Consider the following 17,840-nt stretch of genomic DNA (forward strand, 5'->3'; position numbering starts at 1 on the left):
TGCCCTCGGGGCCTCTGCGTCGCCCTCGGGGCCGCAGGAAGGATGCCGTGAGCGGGCGCCTCGTCGGGGACGTGATCGAGTGGCTCCAGACCCCCGCCGCGGCCGGGGTCGGCGACAACGAGGCCCTGGTCCTGATCACGATCGCCGACCGGGTCCTGTCCGAGGAGACCCGCGAGATGCGCCGGTTCAAGGGCGACCAGTGCAGCCTGCACCAGCGGATCTGCCGGGTCCTCGGGGTCACCCCCAAGGGGCTCCGGCCGGTCCTGCAGAAGCTCGCGCGGCGGGGGCTGGAGGTGCGGGTCGAGATCGGCCGGGATCGCCTGGGCCGCCCGATCTACGCGCGCCGGGGGCACGCGATGGGGTTCCGGCTCCCGGAGCTCCCGGCGTCGGTGCGGCTCCCGGAACGCGAGGACGAGGCGGAGCAGGAGGACGGGCCGGGTGGGCTGGCCGCCTGTGGATGAACGCTCCGGCCGCCCTGTGGACGGGCCGCCCCCCGCCCGGAGAAAGGGGCCCTCCACAGCGGCCCCTTTCTCCGTTAGGGGCCCTCCCCAGTGGCCCCTAACCGGATTTAGGGGCCCTCCACGGAAGCCCCTAACTCGGCGAAAGGGGCCCTCCACGGAAGCCCCTAAGTCGAGTTAGGGGCCCTCCACGCGGGCCCCCTAAGACGTATAGAAGCACCTACTCAAGCTTTGACCGTTAAGTACAACTGCACGTCTACAAGAAACTGCACCAAACACAAATTACTGTCATCACACCTAAAGGTGGAAGGTGCCGACTACGCGGAAAACTCGGACAAAAAGCGTGTGGACAATTCAGCTCGGCGGACACGCACACCCCGCGTCCGGTTGCCGCGCCCGGCGCCCTCCGCCTCCAGGAGGGGGAGCCATGATCGTCGCCCTGGTCGAGGTCCGGAGCTTCGCGGCCGGGTTCTGGGTGGGCGCCGCCGTCGGGGCGAGCGCGGTGCTCACCGCGTGCGTCCCGCTGGCGCGCCGCCGCGCCGCCGCGCGCCTCGCGCAGGCGGGGCCCGTGCGGGACGCGGGCGGGACGGAGGGGGAGTGAGCGCGCGGGGCCGGTCACGACCGGCCCCGCAGGGCGGGGGCCGGTCGAGCGGCGGTCGGGGAGCGGTGCGTCAGTCGCGCGGGGAGGGGATGCCGGCCTTGCGCCACAACTGCCGGATCCGCTCGCGCTGGTACCCGCTGGCGTCGGAGACCAGGCCCTGCGGCACGTGGGTCCGGCCGCAGTCGAGCAGGGCCGCGCTGAACGCCTTCTCGTTCTCGGCGATCTGCGCGGCCAGGGTCTCGATGCGGCGGAGGATCTTCTGCTGCTCGTCGCTGAGCTGGAGGTGGCCGGTCCCGCCGGGGAGGGTGGGGACGTCCGCGGCCTTCCAGATCTTCCAGATCTTGTTCTTGCTGAGGCGGCTTGACTCGATCACGCGCTGGCGCGGTACGACGGCGACCCCGGCTTCGACGATCGCGACCTCGAAGGCCAGGGTGAGCCGCTCCTGCTCGGCGGCGGCCCGCACCAGTCGCTCGTGCGCCTCGTTCTGCTCGGGGGTGAGGGTGACGGGTCGGCGTCCTGGACGGGGACCGGGACGTGCCGCCATCCCGACCTCCCGGACAATTTGGACCTTCGCAGGTACGCCTCGCGCGACCGGCGGAGCCTTGCCCGCCCGGCCGCGTCCCTTCGCGCCGATGTTCGCACGGGCCCCTCTGTCTCGCAAGTAGGCCATAGCTGGTGTCCATCCCTTCTGTCCTCATTGTGGGCATGTCACGTTGACTATGACTCTAGATTATGCCAAACTTAGGGACATAAGCAAGGTACGAAACACGCACGGGAGAGGCCATGCCACGCACCCCCCAGCACACCGCGCGACCCCGCATGCGCGTGAACCGGTACCCCGGCACCTGCAAGGACTGCGGCACGCACGTCCCGCGCCTGGCCGGCATCGCGCTCAAGGCGCCCGGCGAGCCCTGGCGGGTCGCCTGCGCCGACCACGCTGGCGAGACCCACGGCCTCCTCAACCCCTGGCGTGACGACCATCACGGCAAGGAGACCGGCTACGTCGGCGGCGAGTACACCCACCGCCACGCCCGCGCCCTCGTCGACCGCGAGTACCGCGACACCGACATGTACTCCGCCCCCTGCTCCTGCGGCGGCCGCCGCTGGGTCCGCGCCACCGTCGGCACCGTCGTGTGCCCCGACTGCGGCGGCGTCGGCTACGAGCACTGACCCCGACCCGACCCCGAACAGGAAGAGCCATGGAGACCGAGAAGTTCCCAGGGTTGACCGACTGGCCGGACGAGCTGGTCGCCGTCCGCCACCCGCTCGGCACCCGAGCCCTCGCGGCGGCCCGCCGCTACCAGTGGGCGGGAGAGCAGCGCCAGCGCGCCGTCGCAGAGCTGCTCCGCGCGATCGACATGAACAAGAACCCCATCGCGATCCGTCACGCCCGGCTCGTCGAGCGCAACTGGGACGACCGCCTCCGGAGGATCGAGGACCAGGTCTGGCCGCTCATCGACCGGATGTGGGGGACCGACCGCGAGCTCTGCTACCGCGTCAGCTCCTACATCTTCGGCGGCGGAGACGCGGAGCCGGGCCGGTGAGCGCCCCCGACCTGCCCCCCGGCCTGCCTGACGACCTGCCCGACGACACCGGGCACCACACCTGGCAGCGCATCCACGCCGCCCGCGAACGCGTCCGCGACAGCGCCACGGAGCGGGGCTCCCTCACCTGGCCCCTCGTCCTCCTCGAACGCGTCTACGCCGCGCTCGCGGCCCGCCCCGGCGACCTCGCCGAGATGCTCGACAAGGTCGCCGACACCGCCGCCGCCTGGGCGGACGCGGTCCGCCGCAGAGACGCGGCCGGTCCCGAGGGGCGGCCGTGACCGCCGACCCCGCCAGAGCCCCCGCCCGAGCCGCAGACCCGGACGACGCCCCGGACGGCGTCGAACCCGACGACGACCGCCGCGCCGCCGCCAGCATCCTCGACCGCGAGACCGGCAAGGTCCGCGTCCTCGACCAGCGATGCCCCGACTGCCTGTTCCGGCAGGCGGGCCGCAAGGCGTTCGGCGAGGACCGCGTCGCCGAGGTCATCGCCGAGAACCTCGAGGCGGGCGCGCTCCTCACCTGCCACAAGACCCTCCCCTACGGCGACCACCCCGAGATCGGCCCGGCCGCCTGCGCGGGCTTCTGGGCCCGCCACCGGTCCGACGTGCTCGTCGGACGGCTCGCCCAGCTCTTCCTCGGCGTCGCCCGCGTCTCCCTACCGAGAAAGGACCCGGCACATTGACCGACGACCACGAGCCCCGCGTGCTCACCCACCGGCCCAGGTGCAAGATCTGCCTCAGACCCGTCACCGGCGACATCCACGTCGGCCGCTTCATCGACAACGGGCGCCTGGTCTGGGAGGGCAGCGGCCACCAGCGATGCGTCCGCGCCGTGCTCGACGCCGACGCCATGGAGCTGGCCCGCGTCTGGGGCGAAGCCTGCGCGGCCGGCTACCACGAGTTCCCCGGCCAGTGGACGCGGGACCCGTCCGACCCGTACGACGACGCCCGGTACTGGGTCTGCGCCCGCGGCTGCGGCCACGTCCAGCGCCACCCCGGCTACGGCCACGGACGCATCCTGGCGATCATCGAGCTGTTCACCAGCGACGAGTTCGACCGGTACCTGGAGCGCCACGGCGTCTCCCTCGCGGAGGCCGCCCGATGAACCCGCCCGAGCAGACCCCGGCGACCCCCGACCCGGAGGCCGCCGCGCGGCCCGGCGACGTCGTCTTCCTCTTCCGCCAGCCGGAGGGCTCCGAGGTCCCGCCCCTGCTCCTCCAGCACGCGGTCCTCGCCGCGCTCCGGCTCGCGGGACTCCTCCCCGCCGCCGCCGACCCCCGGCGGGACCACCGCGACATCGCCGAGTTCCTCGCGCGAGGCCGCATGGAGCGGCCCGTGGTCCGGCGGCGCGGAGCCACCGGCTGGAACGAATGACCCCACGAGAAAGGGAACCGCACACCATGGCACCCGACCTGACCGCCATCGACGAACACCCCGCCAGCGACTCGGTGATCGAGGCGATCGCCCAAGACCTGGCCGACATGCGCACCCACCCCGACGACCGCCTGTTCTGCTTCCACCGCACCGTCGAGGTCGGCGAGCACATGGCATCCGTGCTGGCCCGCCTCCGGGACACCGAGGCGGAGCTGGCCCGCCTCCGGGACGTGGTCAAGGCCGTCTCCGACGACGCCCGCCAGCGCGGCGAGGACATGTTCACCGCCCGCGACAACGTGCGCGCACGCGACTGGGGGAAGGCGCGCGGCCTGGAACGCGGCGCGAACGAGCTGACCGACCTCGCCAAGCGGCTCCGCGCGGCCCTCACCGAGTCCCTCCTCGCCACCCAGGACCGGGCACCGGAGGCGCGGCCGTGAACGACACCGACGCGACCGGGCCCGCCGAGCCCGCCGAGCCCGCAGCCGACGAGACCCACTACTCCGATCGAGTCCTGCGCGACGTGCAGCCCATCAGCGACGAGCTGTTCCAGGCGTTCGTCGGGCACGTGCAAGAGCTGCGCACGCACCCCCACCCCGAAGGCTCCACGGACTGGTTCTGCATGAACCTCGCCGCCTTCCTGGGCGAGCGGATGGGCCCTGTGCTGGCCCGCGTCCGGGAAGCCGAGACCGCCCGCGACGACGCCCTCCGCCAGTTCGACCGGCTCTGCCACGACGTCCGCGAGATCGCCTCCGACGCCCGGCGCAGGCACCGGCTCCTGCTGAGGTTCCGCGGCAGGCAGCCGGACGACGAGCTGGGCTCCGCGAGGGGCCGCGCCCTGGAGCGCGGCGCCTTCTACCTCAGCAGGACGGTCGACCAGCTCGAAGGCGCGCTCCCCGCACCCGCGAACGAGCCGCAGACCCCGGCCCCCGAGCCGGAGCCGGGCACCGGCCGGGACGCCTAACTCCCCGGCGGCCCTGGGAGGCGGACGCCCCCGCCCTCCCAGGGCCTGACCCGGCCACCACGCGCGCGCACGCCCTTTCGCGGACGTGCGCAGCGCACCCCTACCGATCCGAAGGAGCGCGACCGATGCCACGACACTACAAGCGCGACCGCGACCGCAAGCGCGGCCGCGAGCGCGGCGCGCAGCTCGACCTGTTCGCCGCACTCTCCGGGGACCAGCCCCCCACCCCGGCGGACCTCCCGCCCGACCCCGACCCCGATCAGAAGGAGATCACCCTCACCCCGGACAGCGTCCGCCCGCAGGACCCGCCACCCGCCACCGGCGGCGACGCGGACGGCGGCCAGGCCCCGCCCCCGCCGTCGCCGAGGCCGGCCCCGCGAAAGGCGCCCGACTCCGGCCGCCTGCACCAGCTCGCCGAGCGCGTCAACGCGGCGTGGCACGACGCCCAGCGCGGCAACCGCCACCACCAGACCGCGTCCCATATCGAGATCCCCCTCGGCGTCGTCGCCGCGCTCACCCAGATCCGGCAGGCCGACCCGAAGGGCCCCGACCTGGCCGCACAGATCATCGACCTGGACGGGCCGGGGCTGCTGTCCATGTACCGGCAGATCTGGGCCATCCAGTGGATCACGAACCCCTACCTGATCAACGCCGCCCGTCCGCTCGCGGAGTGGCTCGACGAGCCCGACGACCCCGACCCCGCCACCGTCGAGGCCGTCCGCCACGTCACCGCCACGGCGCTCCACGCGGGCCTGCTGGACTTCACCGGGAACCCGGACCCGCACTGGCGCTGCGAGACCGACGTGCTCGGCCGCGTCCTGGTCGAGCTGCGCTCCTCGGGCGCCAGCGCGAGCCTCGCCGAGATCCACACCCCGCAAGAGCTCGCCAACGCCATGGCCGCCCTGACGATGCCGGTCGACGAGCTGCTCGCGGCCGAGCTGGAGCGCGGGACCGGTCCCGGCGGCATCCACGACCCGGCGGCCGGGACCGGCGGGCTCCTCCGCGCCGCCGCGTGGGCGCTCCGCAACCAGGGCATCGAGCCCTCCCGCTTCGCGTGGGCCGCGACCGACATCGACCCGATCGCCGCCGCCTGCTGCGCGGTCAACGCCCTCGTGTGGGACCTCGGCCCGGACGTCCTGGTCCACTGCGGCAACACCCTCACCGAGCCGGACGGCATCAAGCGGGAGCGGCTCCGCCGCAAGGAGATCTTCGCACTGCGGAGCGAGCTGATGGACGGCGCGCGGATGCTCGCCGCCTACCGGCGGGCCATGTCCCTCCTGGAGGGCACTGTCAGCGGCCGAGACTGTCCCTGAATTTGGCCTCTCGCCTTGTCATAGGCTCTAATTCATGCCATACTTAGGGACATAAGGCAAAGCAAACACCCAGGGAGGAACCCACCCATGAGCGGCCAGAGCTTCTCCGACGAGGAAATCAAGCGCGCCATCGACACGTACGGCGCTTCGGCCGACCTCTCCGAGGACGACGCCCGCGCCCGGCTCATCCGCGACCTCCAGGACCTCGACAAGATCCGGCACGCCCCCGCGATGGCGGAATTCGTCAAGCAGCAGGGCATCGCCCGCCCCTGGCACAGCGTCCGCGAGCGGATCAGCAAGGACGGCCTGAGCGCCCGCGACGCCCTCCGCGCCGAGCGCGAGCAGGCGCTGAAAGCGCTGATCGACCAGAGCCCCGCCGTCAGCACGAACGGCGTCCTGAACGAGTCCGAGGTCGCCGCCCGCGAGGGCGCCCGCCTGTTCCTCCGCCGCACGGACGGACTGCTCGACGCCTCCTGACCACCCCTGGAAAACGGGGGCGGCGGGCCCTTCCCCGCCCGGCCCGCCGCCCCCGGCCCCGCACGACCACCCGCACCACGACCGGAAGGAACCGCACGCCATGAACATCCTCGACATCTACGACCAGATCACCTCCGCCACCATCGGCGACATCGAGGTGTCCCGCGCCGCCCCGACCCCCGGCTGGGTCGTCGCCCGCCAGCACCAGAGCCGCCACTGGGCCCGCGAGTTCCTCGCCAACGACGGCGAGCACTGGATGGACGTCATCGAGCCCGACAGCCCCGAGGCCGCCCGCGTCCTCTGGGACGCCGTCGAGCTCGCCCTCGCCGCCGCCTTCGACCACGCCGCCGCCCCGACCGACCGCGACGGGATCGACGGCCCCACCGACATCACCGACATCACCGACCGCCTCACCTCGGTCCGGTTCGGCTCCATCCGCGTCTTCCGCGCCGTCGCGGAGGAGGGCTGGATCATCGCCCGCACCCCCGACGACCGCCCCTACGCCCGCGAACTCCTCTCCGCGGTGGACGCCGAGACCTGGATCAGCATCAGCGACCTCGCCGACCCCGCCAACCCCGCCGCCTCCATGGTCCTGTGGCCCAACCCCGAGGCCGCCCTCTTCACCGCCTGCGACCACGCCGGACGGCGCTGACCCCCGAGCCCACGGGGGGCGGCACCCGCCGCCCCCCGGCCGACCGGAAGGAACCGGCGCCATGGCCATCGGCTGGGCCCTCGACCGGGCCCCCACCGTCCCGCCCCACCCCACCGTCCTCCTGCCCCAGCAGGCCGCGGTCGCCCGCGCCTACCGGGCCGCCGCCGTCGCGCGCGCCGTCGTCATGGCGAGGGCCGCCGCGCAGCTCATCGGGCACGCGCCCTGGTCCTGCATGGCCCCCGGCCCCGGCGGGCTGCGCGTCGTCCTCGGCCCCGGCACCACCCTCGATCAGCTCGGGCGCGCCATCGACGCGCTGGAAGCCGACGGGTGGACGATCACCCGTATCACCACCTGCCCACGCCTGCTCGGGCAGGCGTGCGTCCACATCACCCTCCCCCCGGACCTCGCCGCCCAAGCCGCGGCCACCGATCAGGAAGGACCCCGCGAACCATGACCAGCACCACCCCCGGCACCGGCCCCGGAGGGGCGGCCGCGCGGCACCGGCTCTACGCCGTGCGCCACGACGAGTCGATCACGGACATCGTCCTCCACCAGAGCCCCGCCCTCCCCGACGTGACCCTGCTCAGCCTCGCCGACGAGGCCGACGCCCCCGCCGTCATCGCCATGCTGGAGGACGCCTACCAGCGGGGCGCCGCGCACGCCCCCTGCGACCGCGCCGCCGAGGTCCGCGCGATCGGCGACGACGCCCCGGACGGCCACGCCTACTACGTCGTCCTCGGCACCATCCGCCGCCGCATCGCCCGGCTCGACCAGGACGGCGACACCACCGTGCTCAACGCCGACGAGGCCCCGCTCGGCCTCACCCTCGACGCCCTCCAGCCCGCCCTGATCATCTGCTACCAACTCGCCCTCCGGCACGCCGAGACCTCCGTCACCGCGACCGCCGAGGAGGCGCGGTGACGACCCGCACGGCCCCCCGTCCCGCGCCCTGGGCGCGCGGCACCGAGGCCCCGCCCCCCTGGGAGTTCCGCCCGGACCGCAGCGGCCGGCCCCCCGGCATCGACCTCTGCCACGACGGCCGCGTCATCCGCCGCCGCATCGTCAGCCTCGCCGACCCCGCCGGAATCCCCGCCGTGGTGCGCCTCCTGGAGGACGCCCGCGAGCGCGGCCGCGCGCACGGCTGGTGCGACCAGCGCGCCGAACTCGCGGCCCGCCGCGCCAACCGCCCGGACGGCCACACCCACTACCGCGCTCACGGCGGGCACCTCGTCCGTGACCAGGACGGCGAAGCCGTCAGCCTGCTCGCCAGCGACAACCCGCACGGCATCTGGCTGACCCAGATGGCCACCGCGCTCCAGGCCGCCTTCATGCTCGGACAGTCGGAGGCCATCACCCGATGACCGCCTACCCCGAGAACGCCCGCTACGAGTTCCACCCGAGCCCGCGCGGCAGGCGTCCCCTGGGCGTCGACCTGCACCTGGACGGCAGGCCGATCCGGCGCCTCGTGCGGCTGCGCCGCCGCGACGACGCCCCCCGCGTGATCGCCCTGCTGGAGGACGCCCGCCGCCTCGGCGCGTCCCACCATCCCTGCGACCTGCGCGCCGAGGTCGTCGTCCCGATGCTCGCCCGGCGGCCCGTCCTGCACCCCTGCTACTCGGTCAGCGTCACCGGCCCGCCGAGCGTCCTCCTGCTGGAGGGCGGCCACCTGCGGACCCTCCTCGCCGCCACCGACATCCCGCCGGGCACGACACCCGCGCGGCTCGTCGCGGCCCTGGAGACCGCGTTCACGATCGGCCACCGCTGCGGCCCCCCAGAGCCCCCCACGGGAGGACGGCAGGGGGCCCCGGCGTTGCCTTCCACGCTTGATTATGCCCTCAATTCATGCCATAATTAGGGACAGAAGGCAAGCGAAGCGAGGGAGCCCGACATGGACCGCACACACATCCTCGGCGCGTTCGAGAACCAGATGCTCAGCATCTTCGAGGACGAGGCGCAGGCGCGCGAGAAGCTCGCCCGCGAAGTCCTCAACCAGGCCGGACCATACGCGGACGCGATGCGCGCCCTGATCAACGCCCAGGGCGAGGCCAAGCCCTACCGCGCCGTCATCGCCGCGCACTGCGAGAGGGGCGTCCCGCTCGCGCTCGCGCTCCGCGCCGAGCGCGAGCGCTGCACCCAGGCGCTCGTCGAGCGCCCCGAGACCCTCCACACGGACGGCATCAGCACCGACATCGCCCGCGCCGAGCGCGAAGGCGCCCGCCGGTTCCTGCAGCGCACCGCCGCTTACATCGCGCGCCTCGACGAGGCCGCCTGACCGAACCCGCCACGGGGCGGCGGGACCCGCCCGCCGCCCCCGGACAGGAGAGGAACCACCATGACCGACACCAACCCGGAGGCCGGCATCGACCCGGCCGCCATCGTCTTCCCGGACCTGATCACGGCCTGCTGCGACCTGCCGCACCCCGCCGCCCAGGACGGCTCCAACTTCGTCTGCCGGAACTGCGACACCCCCACCGGCCGCAGGCGCTACAAGGCGCTCCTGGAGTGCGAGTGCGAGTCCGTCGTCGAGATCCCCGACGACGGACGCTCCGCCTGCCCCGACTGCGGCCTGCTCTACTGCATCGCCGCCGACTTCCCCGACGGCCTGATCATGGCGGAGCCCTGCGACAAGCCCGCCGTCACCGAGGACGGCCGCCACTGCCTCGCCCACGCCCCCGCCCGCGACCTCCACGCGGCCCTGGACAACATCACCGACTCCCTCGAAGACGCCGACCACCTGACCGCCTACCAGCGCTACCTGACCAGGGCCTCCCAGTACCCGCCCCTCCACACCTCGTCGGACTCCCGCTACACCGCCTACGCCGGACACGTCACCCTCCAGCGCCACAGCGACACCGCGATCCGGTACTGGCGCTGCGACCACCGCCACCCCGACCCGCAGGCCGCCGCCGAGTGCGCCCGGCAGGAGCTGCTCTACCAGCTCGGCACCGCCGACGAGGCGTACGGGCACGCCGCGTGCAGCATCCTCGGCCTCCACGAGTGGACCGTCCCCCGCGCCGATGGCGGGTCCCTGCCGCAGTGGTCCTGGGAGAACGTGATGATGCGCGCCTGACCAGCCGCCCCGCCGGGGGACCTCCCCGCAGCCCCCGGCGGGGCGGCCCCCTCCGCGCCCCCCAGATCCCCTCACAGCCCCGACCACGACCCACAGGAGGTAGCCCCTATGCCCGGCATCCGATCCGCCGACTACGACGAGACCGTGGCCAAGCTCATCCTCGACCAGATCATCCAGGACATGGCCAAGGGCCTCGCCAAGGAACCGCTCTCCGAACTGGAGCACGAAGGGGGCGGCGCCCGCCACGAATTCATGATGGCCGCGCTCGACGAGTACAAGAAGCGCGGCGGCCAGATCCAGACCCACATCGGCGGCCCCGCCGAAGCCCTCCTCAAGATCCTCCACCAGGAGCGCCGCCTGACCATCAGCCTCCCCGGCGCCTTCCACACCTACCTGGCCGGCACCGCCCTCTGCACGACCCCGCCCGAACGCCTCAGCCCCGAAGAGGCCACCTGCCGCCGGTACCTCGACGACGCCCAGGAGATCGAGCGGGGCCGCGGACGCGAGTACCGCCTCACCATCCCGACCGACGACAAGGTCGTCGTGGAACGCGTCCTGTCCGTCCTCGACACCTACGCCCAGGCTCTCTACGGCCCCGCCCCCGCCCAGGGCGACCAGTCCGCCCGCCGCGAGGCCCAGAAGACCGGCCGCCTCGTCCTGGGCCGCATCGCCCAGGCCCGCCACAACACCCTCGGCACCAGCCGATGACCGGAAGGAGAACCATGGAGATCCCGCAGCGGCTCGCCCACCTGCCGGTCTGCCCCCGCAGGAACGTCCCCGTCCCCTACGCCAACATCACCACCGAGGACGGGCAGCACGACTTCACCGCCCTCGACTCCGCCAAGGTCGTCCGCCTCGCCGCCGAACGCCGCTGCGGCATCTGCGAGGACACCCTGGACTACTGGATCGTGTTCCTCGGCGGCGAGCGCAGCGCCCAGAGCCGCGCCTACACGGACCCGCCGATGCACGAGGAGTGCGCACGGTTCGCGGCCCGAACCTGCCCCTACGTCACCCGCGCCCACATGAGCCGCCGCAAGACGCCCCTCACCCCCGACACCACCGTCCCGAAGGGCTTCTCCGAGGACAAGCCCGCCGAGTTCCTCCTCTACTTCACCCGCAGCTACAAGCACCAGGTCACCCGCGACGGCGTCCTGTTCCGCCCCGCCCCCGCCGTCCGCCTCGAACGCTGCGGCTACAGCGCAGCCTCCTGACCGAGAAAGGAACGGACCGAATGACCGAGACCACCGAGACGACCGAGAAGCGGCGCGAATCCAGGCTGTCCCCCGCCGGGCTCGCCGCGCTGCTGGAGCTGGCCGCCGCCGAGATGGACCCCGACGCGATCACCGCGTTCGCCGAGACCGCCGCCCGCCTGGACGACCGCCACAGCATCAAGAACAAGTACGCCATCTGGGTCCAGTGCCCCGACGCCGTCCAGGTCTACGGCTACATGGAATGGCAGCAGCACGGCCGCCAGGTCCGCTACGGCCAGTCCGCCATCGGGATCTTCGCCCCCCTCACCCGCCGGACCGGCACCGAGGAGAAGGGAGGCGAGGACGCCAAGCGCACCCCCGAGGAGAAGGCAGGCAAGGACGAGAAGAGCCGCGAACGGGTCCTCCACGGCTTCAAGGTCGCCTGGGTCTACGACCTCTCCCAGACCAAGCCCCTCGACTGCCCATGCCCCCGGAAGGGCCCCTGCACCTGCCCGCCCCCCGAACCGCCCGCCCCGGCCGGCACCGCCCCGCCGACCGGAGACATACAGGACCTGCTCGACGCCCTGACCGAGGACCCGGACGACCAGTAGCCTGCCGGTCCCGACGCCCGAACGGGGGCCTCATGCCCGTGACGACAAGCCAGTCGATGCCACGCCCGCGCGGGGGCTTCGTGCCCGCGACGATCAGCAGCTCGGAGCAGCGCCCGTGCCGGGGCTTCGTACCGGCGACGCTCCATGCCTCCACGCCCGCGCCGGGGCTTCGTACCCGCGACCAGGCAGGTCTGTACCTCGTGCCCAAGCCGGGGCTTCGTACCCGCGACCACCGGCTCGCCGCCGCGACGCCCGCGCGGGGGCTTCGTACCCGCGACGCAGGAGGTCTGACCTCCACGCCCGAGCCGGGGCTTCGTACCGGTGACAACAGGTCGCCGACAGCCGAACGGGGGGCAGGGCCCGCAGCACACTGAGGCCCGCTATGCCCTGGAAGGGCCTCACGCAGCCGTGAGCGGCCCCCCGACGCACCCTCTGGGAGCAATAATGGGTCCACTCGGCGGGCTCCTCCGATGCCCGCGCCGGGGCCTCGTACCGGCGACGGCGCGCGAATGTGACCACGCCCGAGCGGAGGGCTTCGTACCCGCGATGGAGGGTCACCCCCGCCACGCCCGAGCCGGGGCCTCGTACCCGCGACAGACGCACCCCCGCCCGGCCACGCCCAAGCCGGGGCTTCGTACCGGCGGCCCGGAACTGGGAGCGACGCCCAAGCCGGGGCCTCATACCGGCGGCCCTGTAAGGGGAGCAGACGCCCAAGCCGGGGCCTCATACCGGCGGCCGATGAGCAGGGGTCCAAACGCCCAAGCCGGGGCTTCGTACCGGCGGCCCCAGAGAGAAGGCCGACGCCCGAGCCGGGGCCTCGTACCGGCGACTACGCGACGGAGTCACATGCCCGCGCCGGGGCCTCGTACCGGCGACCCGGTACCGGGGGAGCAGCGCCCGAGCCGGGGCTTCGTACCGGCGACCAAGTTCGAGACGACCGATGCCCGAGCCGGGGCCTCGTACCGGTGACTACGAGATCGAACCCCATGCCCGAGCCGGGGCTGCGTACCGGCGACTGTAGATGCCTCAGGACCATGCCCGCGCCGGGGCCTCGTACCGGCGACTACGGAGAGGGCGCCCCACGCCCGAGCCGGGGGCTTCGTGCCCGGCGGCAAGCCATCGGACTCCTCCAGGCCCGAGCCGGGGCTTCGTACCGGTGATCAGCGGAAGCTGCTCGGCGCCCGCGCGGGGGCTTCATGCCCGCGACGTAGCAGGAACAGCCCACCCCAGCCCGGCGAGGGGAGCCCGAGTGGCCCTGGAAGGGCCTCACGCAGCCGTGAGCGGCCCCCCGGCGCACCCCGCAGGGGCTATAAGGGAACGCGGCGGTGTCACCAGGCCCGAGCCGGGGCTTCGTACCGGCGAACGAGCAACCGACTTTCCCCAACGCCCACGCAGGGGCCTCGTACCTGCGACGCGCAGATGTAGCTGTCCACGCCCGAGCCGGGGCTTCGTACCGGCGACATCCACAACCTCCTGCGCTGCGCCCGAGCCGGGGCTTCGTACCGGCGACATGGCATGCAGACTCGTCACGCCCGAGCCGGGGCCTTGTACCGGCGACACACGACGACCACCCATGCCCGTGCCGGGGCCTCGTACCGGTGACACGGCGACGAGTCGTCCTCACGCCCGTGCCGGGGCCTTGTACCGGCGACATTGCCTGGATGATCGCTATGCCCGAGCCGGGGCCTCGTACCGGCGACTCAGCGCAAGGACCCGCGCCCGAGCCGGGGGCTTCGTACCCGGCGGCGGCCAACCGGCACTTCGGTCACGCCCGCGCAGCGGCTTCGTAGCTGCGACCTCCGCAGCCCCGCCCCGAGCCCCGCCCGCTGGCCGGCAGCGGCGGGCCGGGGCGGGTCGTGCCGACGCGCGCCATACCGGCGAAGCGCGGTTCCGGGTGATTACGATCAGTGATATTGCCCCCGGGACCAGCACGAACTGCGAGGTGTGCCCCCCTATGCCCGAGCCTGCGAGGTGGCTGCGGACGGCCGAAATCCCTCTCGCCGACCTCACCCCGTTCCCTGGGAACGCCCGCCGCGGCGACGTCCGCATGATCCTGGCCAGCCTCCAGCAGAACGCCCAGTACCGGTCCCTCGTGGTCCGCGACACCGGAGACGGCACCCTCACCGTCCTCACCGGCAACCAGACGTACGAGGCCCTGCAGCGGCACGGCCCCGACACCTGCGTCCGCGGCACCGCCGATGCCCCCGGCTGCGCGCTCTGCTCCGAAGGGAACTGGCTGGAGACGGCCCGCTGCGAGGTCATCACCTGCGACGACGAGACCGCCAAGCGCATCAACGTCGGCGACAACCGCATCCACGACCTCGGCGGCTACGACGACAAGGCCCTGGCCAGCCTCCTGGAGGACCTTCCCGACCTCGGCGGCACCGGCTACAGCAGCGAGGACCTGGACGGCCTCCTGCGCGTGACCGGCACGCTCGGCCAGCAGGCCGCGGACTTCCTCACCCCGTTCAGGGACCAGACGATCCCGGCCCCCGGCCAGCCCGCCCCGGCCGGCACCGCCCCGCCGTCCGGACTGGCCCCGCTGCAACCCCGGGCCGGGGTCTCCCAGACCATGCAGCCGCCCCCGCAGGCCCCGTACGCGCCGCCCGAGCAGATCACCGCGCCGCACTCGTCCGCGACCGCCGACTCCCTCGTCCCGGTCCAGTGGACCGTCACCGTCGAGGAGCGGGACCGGATCCGCTCGACCCTCCGCGCGGCCGCCGAGCGGTTCGGCGCACCGGACGCCTCCACCGCCCTCGTCATGATCATCGACAGCTACGCGGCCACGCTCGCGACCGCCCCCGAGGAGACCCCCTGATGTCCGCACTGCGCATCGTGTCCCTGCCCGCCGCCACCGCCGCCGTCCTCGATGGCGGGGTCGCGGTCCACGGAGCCCCCGCCAAGGGCCTCGGGCTCCACCTGTCCGGTGACGGGCACCTCGGCGCGGACATCATCCACGTCCCCGCAGGCGGCCAGTTCCCGGTCCACACCCACCCCGGCCACCACCTGCTGCTCTGCCTGGAGGGCCTCGGCACGATCACCGTCGACGAGGTCGTCCACCAGGTCCGCCCCGGCGACCTCTACATGGTGGACGGGCAGGTCCCGCACGCGGTCGGCGCGGGCGACCGGGACCACGTCCTCGTCGCGATCGGCGCACCGCACCGCCCGGTCGACTCACCCGACCGGATGACGTTCACGGACTGGGAGGGCACCCGTCTGGACGAGCCGCTGTTCCCGCCCCCGGCCCCGGCGCGCAGCACCGGCCGCGGCTCCGGCAAGGGCCGCCACCGCGCCACCGGCCCCGCGACCGGCCCCGCGACCGGCGCGGCGTCGTGACCGTGCTGAACCTGGCGGAGCGCCGCTGGCCCCCGGTCCCGGACCTCGAGGAAACCCGCCTCATCACGCAGGCCGCCCTGTCCCGCACCTGGACAGACGGCCCGTGGACCGAAGAGGTCGAGCACCGCATGACCGAGCTGACCGGGGCCCCGCACGCGGTCGCGTTCAACTCCTGCACCTCCGCCCTCCACGCCGCCCTCCACGCCATGGGCTGCGCGGCCGGCACCCCCCTGCTCGCCCCCTCGCTCACGTTCACGGGCAGCCTCACCGGCGCCCGCCACATCGGCGCGGACGTCCACTGGCGCGACGTCGACCCCGACACCCTCACGATCACCCTCGGCCCGATCGAGGAGGTCGGGACCCTGGTCCTGGCCGTCGACCTCCACGGCGTCCCCCACACCATCACCGGCGGGGGAGGCCTGCGGGTCCTCACTGACTCGTGCCAGGCGCTCGGCACCCTGCGGGACGGCCGCCACATCGGCGGCACGGGCACACACTGCTGGTCGTTCTCCTCGGCGAAACTCGTCGCCGCCCCGGACGGCGGCGCGGTCACCACCGACGACCCCGACCTCGCCCGCATCCTCCGCCAGCTCCGCGACTACGGCGTCTACGCCACCGGCCGGGAACGCTCCAACGGCGTCGTCACCCACCCCGGCGGCCACAACTGGCGGCCCTCCGAGCTGTCCATGGCCATGGTCGCGCACCGCCTCCAGCGGCTCCCGTACTGGGCCGACCGGGCCCGCCACGCAGCCCGCCGCCTCCACCCGGCCCTGGACCGCCTCGGCTACTGGCGGCAGCACGCCGCGCCCGGCACCGACCCCGCCTGGCACAAGATCCGCATCGGCCCCCCGGACCAGGACCCCGACGCCGCCCGCCAGCTCGCCCGCCGCCTCGCCGACGCCGGAGTCCCCACCCACCGCTGGGGCGCCCACCCCCTCCACCTCCACCCCGTCCACCACACCCGCGACCGGCCCCGGCCGGACCTGCCCGCCACCGCCCGCGCCGCCGCCGGGACCATCTGCCTCGGCACCGAACGGTGCCCCCCGATGACCTGGACCTGCGACGAGATCGACGAGGTCATCGACACCCTCGACATCCTCACGGAAGGCTGACCCCACCCCCATGAACCCGCAGACCCCCCAGGACCGGAAGGTCCGCGTCGGCATCATCGGCGTCGGCAACTGCGCCCGCGCCCTCCTCGAAGGCATCGCCTTCTACCGCCACGACCCGGCCGCCACCGAGGGCCTCATGCACCCCCGCGTCGGCCCCTACACGGCCGGATCGGTCGAACCCGTCGCCGCCTGGGACGTCGACGCCGAGAAGGTCGGCAAGCCCCTCTGGGACGCCCGCGCCGCCGGTCAGAACCTGTCCGTCGGCATCCCGTGGAGCGACCTGCCCCCGGTCGGCGAGGACGTCACCGTGATGCGCGGCCCCACCCTCGACGGAGCCGGGACCCGCTACCGCGAGCGAATGGAGCTCGCCCCCGACTGGCCGAACTACGACGGCGCGGAGATCATCGAGCAGATCCGCGAATCCCGCGTCGACGTCCTCCTGAACTACCTCCCGGTCGGCTCCCAGCACGCCACCGAGTGGTGGGCCCAGATCGCCCTCGACGCCGGATGCGCCTTCGTCAACAACATCCCCGTCTTCATCGCCCGCAAGGACTACTGGCGGGACCGGTTCCGGCAGGCCCGCCTTCCGCTCATCGGCGACGACATCAAGAGCCAGCTCGGCGCCACCTACCTGCACCGCATCATCGTGCAGGCCTTCGCGGACCGGGGCATCACCCTCGACCGCACCTACCAGCTCAACGTCGGCGGCAACATGGACTTCTACAACATGCTGGAGGACGCCCGGCTGGCCTCCAAGCGCGAGTCCAAGTCGTCGGCCGTCACCGACGCCTACCCCCGCGAACTCGACCCCGCCAACGTCCACATCGGCCCCAGCGACCATGTCGCCTGGCTCGGCGACACCAAGAAGGCGTTCATCCGCTGCGAGGGCCGCGGCTTCGGCGGCGCACCGATCGAGCTGGACGTCACCCTCACCGTCCCCGACTCCCCGAACAGCGCAGGGGTCGTGATCGACGCCGCCCGCATCGCCAAGCTCGCCCTCGACCGGCAGGACGCCGCAGCGGCGGACCATGTGTCCGCGTGGCTGTTCAAAGCGCCGCCGCGCGCCGTGGCGTCCATCCCGGACCAGACCGCGAAGGACCGCATCGGCGCCTGGCTCACCGGCGGCGAGGAGCGCTGAC

Annotated in this window: 27 protein-coding genes; 26 read left to right on the top strand and 1 reads right to left on the bottom strand. The window is 73.5% G+C overall.

The window, feature by feature from the left end; genetic code table 11:
• Positions 1-47: 47 nt before the first annotated feature.
• Positions 48-461, top strand: a complete 414-nt coding sequence (locus K4S16_RS39590; protein ID WP_149264251.1) for a hypothetical protein — start codon at positions 48-50, stop codon at positions 459-461.
• Between the two features lie 424 nt (positions 462-885).
• Positions 886-1,059: a hypothetical protein gene (locus K4S16_RS44720; RefSeq protein WP_160161180.1), complete on the top strand. Its 174-nt coding sequence runs from the start codon at positions 886-888 to the stop codon at positions 1,057-1,059.
• A gap of 70 nt (positions 1,060-1,129) precedes the next feature.
• On the opposite strand, the gene K4S16_RS39595 is transcribed toward K4S16_RS44720, so the two are convergent.
• The gene (locus K4S16_RS39595; protein ID WP_149264252.1) at positions 1,130-1,603 is read right to left on the bottom strand and encodes a hypothetical protein; all 474 of its coding nucleotides are present in this window, start codon (positions 1,601-1,603) and stop codon (positions 1,130-1,132) included.
• A gap of 239 nt (positions 1,604-1,842) precedes the next feature.
• Between K4S16_RS39595 and K4S16_RS39600 the strand changes: the two genes are divergently transcribed.
• The 24 genes from K4S16_RS39600 to K4S16_RS39715 all read left to right on the top strand — a co-directional run bounded on the left by K4S16_RS39600 (position 1,843) and on the right by K4S16_RS39715 (position 17,839).
• Entirely contained in the window at positions 1,843-2,229 is a 387-nt protein-coding gene (locus tag K4S16_RS39600) for a hypothetical protein (protein WP_149264253.1), read from the top strand.
• Positions 2,230-2,258: 29 nt separating this feature from the next.
• Entirely contained in the window at positions 2,259-2,603 is a 345-nt protein-coding gene (locus K4S16_RS39605; RefSeq protein ID WP_149264254.1) for a hypothetical protein, read from the top strand.
• Positions 2,600-2,884 (top strand): hypothetical protein, encoded by a 285-nt coding sequence (locus K4S16_RS39610; RefSeq protein WP_149264255.1) that lies wholly within the window; start codon positions 2,600-2,602, stop codon positions 2,882-2,884. The genes K4S16_RS39605 and K4S16_RS39610 overlap by 4 nt, the downstream gene beginning before the upstream one ends.
• Positions 2,881-3,288, top strand: coding sequence for a hypothetical protein (locus tag K4S16_RS39615; RefSeq protein WP_149264256.1), 408 nt, complete (start codon positions 2,881-2,883; stop codon positions 3,286-3,288). The genes K4S16_RS39610 and K4S16_RS39615 overlap by 4 nt, the downstream gene beginning before the upstream one ends.
• A complete protein-coding gene (locus K4S16_RS39620) occupies positions 3,285-3,710 on the top strand; it encodes a hypothetical protein (RefSeq protein ID WP_149264257.1) in 426 nt (141 codons plus the stop codon). Before K4S16_RS39615 ends, K4S16_RS39620 begins: the two co-directional genes overlap by 4 nt.
• Positions 3,707-3,979: a hypothetical protein gene (locus K4S16_RS39625; RefSeq protein ID WP_149264258.1), complete on the top strand. Its 273-nt coding sequence runs from the start codon at positions 3,707-3,709 to the stop codon at positions 3,977-3,979. The genes K4S16_RS39620 and K4S16_RS39625 overlap by 4 nt, the downstream gene beginning before the upstream one ends.
• Positions 3,980-4,005: 26 nt before the next feature.
• On the top strand, positions 4,006-4,416 hold the full coding sequence (locus K4S16_RS39630; RefSeq protein ID WP_149264259.1) for a hypothetical protein: 411 nt from the start codon (positions 4,006-4,008) through the stop codon (positions 4,414-4,416).
• A complete protein-coding gene (locus K4S16_RS39635; RefSeq protein ID WP_149264260.1) occupies positions 4,413-4,940 on the top strand; it encodes a hypothetical protein in 528 nt (175 codons plus the stop codon). The genes K4S16_RS39630 and K4S16_RS39635 overlap by 4 nt, the downstream gene beginning before the upstream one ends.
• 125 nt (positions 4,941-5,065) lie before the next feature.
• Positions 5,066-6,253: an N-6 DNA methylase gene (locus K4S16_RS39640; RefSeq protein ID WP_149264261.1), complete on the top strand. Its 1,188-nt coding sequence runs from the start codon at positions 5,066-5,068 to the stop codon at positions 6,251-6,253.
• Positions 6,254-6,340: 87 nt separating this feature from the next.
• Positions 6,341-6,730 (top strand): hypothetical protein, encoded by a 390-nt coding sequence (locus tag K4S16_RS39645; protein WP_149264262.1) that lies wholly within the window; start codon positions 6,341-6,343, stop codon positions 6,728-6,730.
• Positions 6,731-6,830: 100 nt separating this feature from the next.
• Positions 6,831-7,382 carry a hypothetical protein gene (locus K4S16_RS39650; RefSeq protein ID WP_149264263.1) on the top strand — a complete coding sequence of 184 codons (552 nt, stop codon included), beginning with the start codon at positions 6,831-6,833 and terminating at the stop codon, positions 7,380-7,382.
• Positions 7,383-7,443: 61 nt separating this feature from the next.
• Positions 7,444-7,836 (top strand): hypothetical protein, encoded by a 393-nt coding sequence (locus K4S16_RS39655; protein WP_149264264.1) that lies wholly within the window; start codon positions 7,444-7,446, stop codon positions 7,834-7,836.
• Positions 7,833-8,303 carry a hypothetical protein gene (locus K4S16_RS39660; RefSeq protein ID WP_149264265.1) on the top strand — a complete coding sequence of 157 codons (471 nt, stop codon included), beginning with the start codon at positions 7,833-7,835 and terminating at the stop codon, positions 8,301-8,303. Before K4S16_RS39655 ends, K4S16_RS39660 begins: the two co-directional genes overlap by 4 nt.
• On the top strand, positions 8,300-8,743 hold the full coding sequence (locus K4S16_RS39665) for a hypothetical protein (RefSeq protein WP_149264266.1): 444 nt from the start codon (positions 8,300-8,302) through the stop codon (positions 8,741-8,743). The genes K4S16_RS39660 and K4S16_RS39665 overlap by 4 nt, the downstream gene beginning before the upstream one ends.
• Positions 8,740-9,237 carry a hypothetical protein gene (locus K4S16_RS39670; protein WP_149264267.1) on the top strand — a complete coding sequence of 166 codons (498 nt, stop codon included), beginning with the start codon at positions 8,740-8,742 and terminating at the stop codon, positions 9,235-9,237. Before K4S16_RS39665 ends, K4S16_RS39670 begins: the two co-directional genes overlap by 4 nt.
• 33 nt (positions 9,238-9,270) lie before the next feature.
• The gene (locus K4S16_RS39675) at positions 9,271-9,654 is read left to right on the top strand and encodes a hypothetical protein (RefSeq protein WP_149264268.1); all 384 of its coding nucleotides are present in this window, start codon (positions 9,271-9,273) and stop codon (positions 9,652-9,654) included.
• 60 nt (positions 9,655-9,714) lie between these two features.
• The gene (locus K4S16_RS39680; RefSeq protein ID WP_149264269.1) at positions 9,715-10,452 is read left to right on the top strand and encodes a hypothetical protein; all 738 of its coding nucleotides are present in this window, start codon (positions 9,715-9,717) and stop codon (positions 10,450-10,452) included.
• Positions 10,453-10,560: 108 nt separating this feature from the next.
• A complete protein-coding gene (locus tag K4S16_RS39685) occupies positions 10,561-11,160 on the top strand; it encodes a hypothetical protein (RefSeq protein WP_149264270.1) in 600 nt (199 codons plus the stop codon).
• A gap of 14 nt (positions 11,161-11,174) precedes the next feature.
• Positions 11,175-11,663: a hypothetical protein gene (locus K4S16_RS39690; protein WP_149264271.1), complete on the top strand. Its 489-nt coding sequence runs from the start codon at positions 11,175-11,177 to the stop codon at positions 11,661-11,663.
• Positions 11,664-11,683: 20 nt separating this feature from the next.
• On the top strand, positions 11,684-12,253 hold the full coding sequence (locus K4S16_RS39695; protein WP_149264272.1) for a hypothetical protein: 570 nt from the start codon (positions 11,684-11,686) through the stop codon (positions 12,251-12,253).
• 1,954 nt (positions 12,254-14,207) lie between these two features.
• A complete protein-coding gene (locus tag K4S16_RS39700) occupies positions 14,208-15,071 on the top strand; it encodes a hypothetical protein (protein ID WP_149264273.1) in 864 nt (287 codons plus the stop codon).
• Entirely contained in the window at positions 15,071-15,589 is a 519-nt protein-coding gene (locus K4S16_RS39705; RefSeq protein ID WP_149264274.1) for a cupin domain-containing protein, read from the top strand. The genes K4S16_RS39700 and K4S16_RS39705 overlap by 1 nt, the downstream gene beginning before the upstream one ends.
• The gene (locus tag K4S16_RS39710; protein WP_160161181.1) at positions 15,586-16,701 is read left to right on the top strand and encodes a DegT/DnrJ/EryC1/StrS family aminotransferase; all 1,116 of its coding nucleotides are present in this window, start codon (positions 15,586-15,588) and stop codon (positions 16,699-16,701) included. Before K4S16_RS39705 ends, K4S16_RS39710 begins: the two co-directional genes overlap by 4 nt.
• Before the next feature lie 10 nt (positions 16,702-16,711).
• Entirely contained in the window at positions 16,712-17,839 is a 1,128-nt protein-coding gene (locus K4S16_RS39715) for an inositol-3-phosphate synthase (RefSeq protein ID WP_149264276.1), read from the top strand.
• Position 17,840: the final 1 nt, after the last annotated feature.

It is taken from the genome of Actinomadura sp. K4S16 (assembly GCF_008327685.1).
Classification (GTDB): domain Bacteria; phylum Actinomycetota; class Actinomycetes; order Streptosporangiales; family Streptosporangiaceae; genus Spirillospora.

Coding starts and splice junctions, on each gene's coding strand:
- K4S16_RS39705 (WP_149264274.1), top strand. CDS start 15,071: ATGTCCGCACTGCGCATCGTGTCCCTGCCCGCCGCCACCGCCGCCGTC.
- K4S16_RS39690 (WP_149264271.1), top strand. CDS start 11,175: ATGGAGATCCCGCAGCGGCTCGCCCACCTGCCGGTCTGCCCCCGCAGG.
- K4S16_RS39675 (WP_149264268.1), top strand. CDS start 9,271: ATGGACCGCACACACATCCTCGGCGCGTTCGAGAACCAGATGCTCAGC.
- K4S16_RS39670 (WP_149264267.1), top strand. CDS start 8,740: ATGACCGCCTACCCCGAGAACGCCCGCTACGAGTTCCACCCGAGCCCG.
- K4S16_RS39630 (WP_149264259.1), top strand. CDS start 4,006: ATGGCACCCGACCTGACCGCCATCGACGAACACCCCGCCAGCGACTCG.
- K4S16_RS39655 (WP_149264264.1), top strand. CDS start 7,444: ATGGCCATCGGCTGGGCCCTCGACCGGGCCCCCACCGTCCCGCCCCAC.
- K4S16_RS39640 (WP_149264261.1), top strand. CDS start 5,066: ATGCCACGACACTACAAGCGCGACCGCGACCGCAAGCGCGGCCGCGAG.
- K4S16_RS39595 (WP_149264252.1), bottom strand. CDS start 1,603: ATGGCGGCACGTCCCGGTCCCCGTCCAGGACGCCGACCCGTCACCCTC.
- K4S16_RS39685 (WP_149264270.1), top strand. CDS start 10,561: ATGCCCGGCATCCGATCCGCCGACTACGACGAGACCGTGGCCAAGCTC.
- K4S16_RS39600 (WP_149264253.1), top strand. CDS start 1,843: ATGCCACGCACCCCCCAGCACACCGCGCGACCCCGCATGCGCGTGAAC.
- K4S16_RS39680 (WP_149264269.1), top strand. CDS start 9,715: ATGACCGACACCAACCCGGAGGCCGGCATCGACCCGGCCGCCATCGTC.
- K4S16_RS39700 (WP_149264273.1), top strand. CDS start 14,208: ATGCCCGAGCCTGCGAGGTGGCTGCGGACGGCCGAAATCCCTCTCGCC.
- K4S16_RS39695 (WP_149264272.1), top strand. CDS start 11,684: ATGACCGAGACCACCGAGACGACCGAGAAGCGGCGCGAATCCAGGCTG.
- K4S16_RS39605 (WP_149264254.1), top strand. CDS start 2,259: ATGGAGACCGAGAAGTTCCCAGGGTTGACCGACTGGCCGGACGAGCTG.
- K4S16_RS39625 (WP_149264258.1), top strand. CDS start 3,707: ATGAACCCGCCCGAGCAGACCCCGGCGACCCCCGACCCGGAGGCCGCC.
- K4S16_RS39645 (WP_149264262.1), top strand. CDS start 6,341: ATGAGCGGCCAGAGCTTCTCCGACGAGGAAATCAAGCGCGCCATCGAC.
- K4S16_RS39660 (WP_149264265.1), top strand. CDS start 7,833: ATGACCAGCACCACCCCCGGCACCGGCCCCGGAGGGGCGGCCGCGCGG.
- K4S16_RS39715 (WP_149264276.1), top strand. CDS start 16,712: ATGAACCCGCAGACCCCCCAGGACCGGAAGGTCCGCGTCGGCATCATC.
- K4S16_RS44720 (WP_160161180.1), top strand. CDS start 886: ATGATCGTCGCCCTGGTCGAGGTCCGGAGCTTCGCGGCCGGGTTCTGG.
- K4S16_RS39650 (WP_149264263.1), top strand. CDS start 6,831: ATGAACATCCTCGACATCTACGACCAGATCACCTCCGCCACCATCGGC.